This window comes from Geomonas silvestris, assembly GCF_014193515.1.
GTDB classification, from domain to species: Bacteria; Desulfobacterota; Desulfuromonadia; order Geobacterales; family Geobacteraceae; genus Geomonas; species Geomonas silvestris.
This window is the reverse complement of the sequence record NZ_BLXX01000032.1, coordinates 1-1,468: the sequence shown is the minus strand read 5'-3', so window position 1 is coordinate 1,468 and position 1,468 is coordinate 1. Positions and strand designations below refer to the sequence as shown.

Here is a 1,468-nt window from a genome sequence, read left to right as displayed (position 1 = left end):
CCTGTTTAAATGCATGAGTGAGGGGAATTGAAAGAGGGAGCCTCCTGGTGGTAGAAGCTTGCTAAGCAAGCAGCTGGGTCGAATAAATCGCCCAGAATCAAACCACAGGAGGCTCCCATGGCGGCACTTTACTACATCGGGCTGGATATTCACAAAAAAATTATCGCCTACTGCATCAAATCAGTTGATGGTTCCGTCATGGACCGCGGGACTGTCGCAGCAACAAGATTGGCCTTGTCGTCCTGGGTAGAAGCCCTGCCGCAACCTTGGGTTGCGGCAATGGAGGCTACCATGTTCACCGGCTGGGTCTACGACTTCCTCAAGCCCTACGCTAAGGAGCTGTTTGTCGCTCATCCCGAGATGCTTAAAGCGATAACTGCAGCCAAGAAGAAGAACGATCGCGCCGATGCTGAGAAGATATGTGATCTTCTACGAGTTGACCTCCTTCCTGTCTGCTACGTGGCCCCTGCAGAAATCCGCGAGCTCCGCCGGGTTCTGCGCTACCGGAACCACACCGTCCGAATGGCAACTGCAGTGAAGAACAAGATGTCGGGCCTGCTGATGGAGGTAGGAGCTCAGTATGCGAAGAAACGACTCCATGGCAGGAAGTATTTCAACGAACTGCTGGAATCAGTTGAAGATGTCCCGTCATCGGTAAAAGAGTTATTAACGTACTCCAGGGCAAGCCTGGAGCTGTTTGGTTCAGTACAAAAAAGGCTGCTGGCAGCGCTGACGGAAAATGACCTCATTCGAGCCCGCGTAGAGAGGCTGGTGACAATACCGGGCGTTGGAGAGGTCACGGCCTTGACTTGGGTACTGGAAATCGGTGACCCTCATCGATTCTCCATCAGCCAGGCGATCAGCTACAGCGGGCTGTGCAGTGCTCAAAAAGAATCTGCGGGGAAAGAGATCAGGGGACCTATCTCCAAGAAGCGGAACAAGCACCTCCAAACTGTGCTTATCGAAGCGGCAAAGCTAGCCCCAATTTGGAACCCGCAGCTCGCAAAGGTTCACCAGCGTGAACTTGCCAAGGGCAACAAGAATCGGGCAACTCTAGCAGTGGCGCGCAAGCTTGTGACCTATCTGCTGACAGTCGACAAAAACGCAGTTGATTTTGTAGTCAGCTGTAAGGCCGAGGCCGCATAAATCGGATTTGACATACATGCTGATTTCACCGATCTTCCTGCCGGACCTCGCCAAGGTGGGGACTTGCCCTAAGTGGCACATTATTCTGTTTCGAGGCCGGCAGGTTTCACCCAAACTTAATCTACTGGCGCGGCAATGGCCGTTGTACAGCAAATGGATGTCTGGTCGCAGCGATCTGCAGACCACGTGAAAAGATCAAAAAGAGCCGTTGGCTTCAGCATTCAGCCAAGCCACTGGAAGGCCATCCTTCGAGAGGACGGGAAACCTACGCTTTCCCCTTGACATTACTCATCATGGATGTCCCCCCTTTTGCAAAGTGGGG

1 protein-coding gene is annotated in these 1,468 nt (G+C 53.0%); it reads left to right on the top strand.

What is annotated here, in order from left to right:
* The first annotated feature begins 117 nt into the window (after window positions 1–117).
* Complete coding sequence (locus tag GMST_RS22020; RefSeq protein ID WP_183356855.1) at window positions 118–1,146, top strand: IS110 family RNA-guided transposase; 1,029 nt, start codon at window positions 118–120, stop codon at window positions 1,144–1,146.
* Window positions 1,147–1,468: the final 322 nt, after the last annotated feature.